We start from the raw sequence: 2,212 nt of genomic DNA, 5'->3' as shown, positions 1-2,212 counted from the left end.
GGCCGATGCGATCTGCTCGTCGCTGCGGCAGACCGCGAGCCTGGTCGCGGTGGCCGCCATGATCACCTACACCCGTTCCGGCTACACGAGCCTGCGCGCGGCGCGCGAGCGTCCCGTGGTGCCCGTGCTCAGCATCACGCCCGAGTTGCCCGTGGCGCGGCGACTTGCGCTGGCCTGGGGCGTGCACTCGGTGCATGTGGAGCACGACGTGAGCGACGTGCCCGGAATGGTCGAGACGGGGTGCGCCGTGGCGCGCCAGGAAGGCTATGCCAAGCCCGGCGACATCGTCGTCATCGCCGCCGGCATGCCCTTCGGCAAGGCCGGAACCACCAACCTGCTGCACATCGCACGCACCTAGGAGAGAGCATTTCCATGACAGGCATCAAGCACATCCAGGGCATCGAGATCCTCGACTCCCGCGGCAATCCGACCGTCGCGGCGGCCGTCGTCCTCGAATCGGGTGCGGGCGGCTTCGCGGCCGCGCCCTCGGGCGCATCGACGGGATCGCGCGAGGCGGTCGAGCTGCGCGACCAGGACCCGCAGCGCTACCTCGGCAAGGGAGTGACGCGCGCCGTGGCCCATATCGACGGAGAGCTGCGCGACGCGCTGCTCCGGCACGACTCCGCCGATCAGAAAGGCATCGACAAGGTGATGATCGAGCTTGACGGCACGCCGAACAAGTCGCGTCTGGGCGCCAACGCCATCCTTGCCGTGTCGCTTGCCGTGGCCAAGGCGGTTGCGGCGGAGCGAGGCACACCGCTCTACCGGCACCTTGCACTGCAGGGCCAGCGCCAGTTCGAGATGCCGGTGCCGATGATGAACATCGTCAATGGCGGCGCGCATGCCGACAACAACGTCGACATCCAGGAGTTCATGATCCTGCCGGTTGGCGCGCCGAACTTCCGCGAAGCGCTGCGCTACGGCGTCGAGGTCTTCCATGCGTTGAAGTCGATCCTGAAGTCGAAGGGTCTGGGCACCGCAGTCGGCGACGAAGGCGGCTTCGCGCCGGACCTGCCGTCGAACGAGGCGGCGCTCGAGACCATCCTGCGGGCCATCGACAAGGCCGGCTTCAAGGCCGGCAAGGACATCTGGCTTGGTCTCGATGCGGCAAGCTCCGAGTTCCACAAGGATGGGCACTACGTGCTCGCGTCCGAAGGCCGGCGCTTCGATTCGGCGGGCTTCGTCGACTACCTTGCGAACCTGGTCGAACACTATCCGATCCTGTCGATCGAGGACGGCCTGGCCGAGGACGACTGGACCGGCTGGAAGCTGCTCACCGAGCGGCTCGGCGACAAGGTGCAGTTGGTCGGCGACGACCTGTTCGTCACCAACACCGCGATCTTCGGACGCGGAATCGCGGGCGGCGTCGCCAACTCGATCCTGATCAAGCCAAACCAGATCGGCACTCTCAGCGAGACGCTGGCCGCCATCGACATGGCCGTCAGTGCCGGCCGCTCGGCGGTGGTGTCGCATCGCTCGGGCGAGACCGAGGACGTCACGATCGCCGACCTCGCCGTCGCGACCGGCGCAACGCAGATCAAGACTGGCTCCCTGTGCCGCTCCGACCGCGTTGCCAAGTACAACCGCCTGCTCTTGATCGAGCAGGAACTGGGCGCCGATGCCGTCTATGGCGGCCGTGGTGCATTCCCGGTGTTGCGTGGCTGAAAGCCCGGACCCGCCTCTGTTCAAGACAACCAAGATGAGCCTCCACCCAGTGCTTGCCGCGGTCACCGACCGCATCCGCATCCGCAGCGTCGCATCACGCAGCACCTACCTCTCAAGGCTCGAACGGGCCCGCGCCAAGGGCCCGATCCGGCAAGCCCTCGGCTGCACGAACCTGGCGCACGGCTATGCCGCGGCGCCGGCGGGCGACAAGATCATGCTGCGCGAATTGCGGCGGCCCAATCTGGCGATCGTCTCGTCGTACAACGACATGCTGTCGGCGCACCAGCCCTTCGAGCGGTTCCCTGCGCTCATCAAGCAGGCGGCGCGCGAGGCCGGTGCAACGGCGCAATTCGCCGGTGGCGTGCCGGCGATGTGCGATGGCGTCACGCAGGGCGAACCCGGCATGGAGCTGTCTCTCTTCAGCCGCGACGTGATCGCACTGTCCACCGCGGTCGCGCTGTCGCACAACATGTTCGATGCCGCGCTGTGCCTGGGCATCTGCGACAAGATCGTTCCCGGCCTGCTGATCGGCGCATTGCAGTTCAGC

At 67.3% G+C, this 2,212-nt stretch carries 3 protein-coding genes; all 3 read left to right on the top strand.

The features are described 5' to 3' along the window. Positions 1 to 358, top strand: a 358-nt coding sequence (locus WKW80_RS37090; RefSeq protein ID WP_340368542.1) for a pyruvate kinase alpha/beta domain-containing protein, incomplete at its 5' end; no start/stop codon positions are given. A gap of 14 nt (positions 359 to 372) precedes the next feature. Next, positions 373 to 1,665: a phosphopyruvate hydratase gene (gene eno, locus WKW80_RS37085; RefSeq protein WP_340368541.1), complete on the top strand. Its 1,293-nt coding sequence runs from the start codon at positions 373 to 375 to the stop codon at positions 1,663 to 1,665. 34 nt (positions 1,666 to 1,699) lie between these two features. Next, on the top strand, positions 1,700 to 2,212 hold a 513-nt coding region (locus tag WKW80_RS37080; protein ID WP_340368540.1), incomplete at its 3' end, for a dihydroxy-acid dehydratase domain-containing protein.

The organism is Variovorax humicola (assembly GCF_037889915.1).
GTDB classification, from domain to species: Bacteria; Pseudomonadota; Gammaproteobacteria; order Burkholderiales; family Burkholderiaceae_C; genus Variovorax; species Variovorax humicola.
This window is presented reverse-complemented; position numbering and strand designations above follow the sequence as displayed.

Bases quoted from the DNA above. Each gene is read 5' to 3' on its own strand.
- eno (WP_340368541.1), top strand. From the start codon at position 373: ATGACAGGCATCAAGCACATCCAGGGCATCGAGATCCTCGACTCCCGC.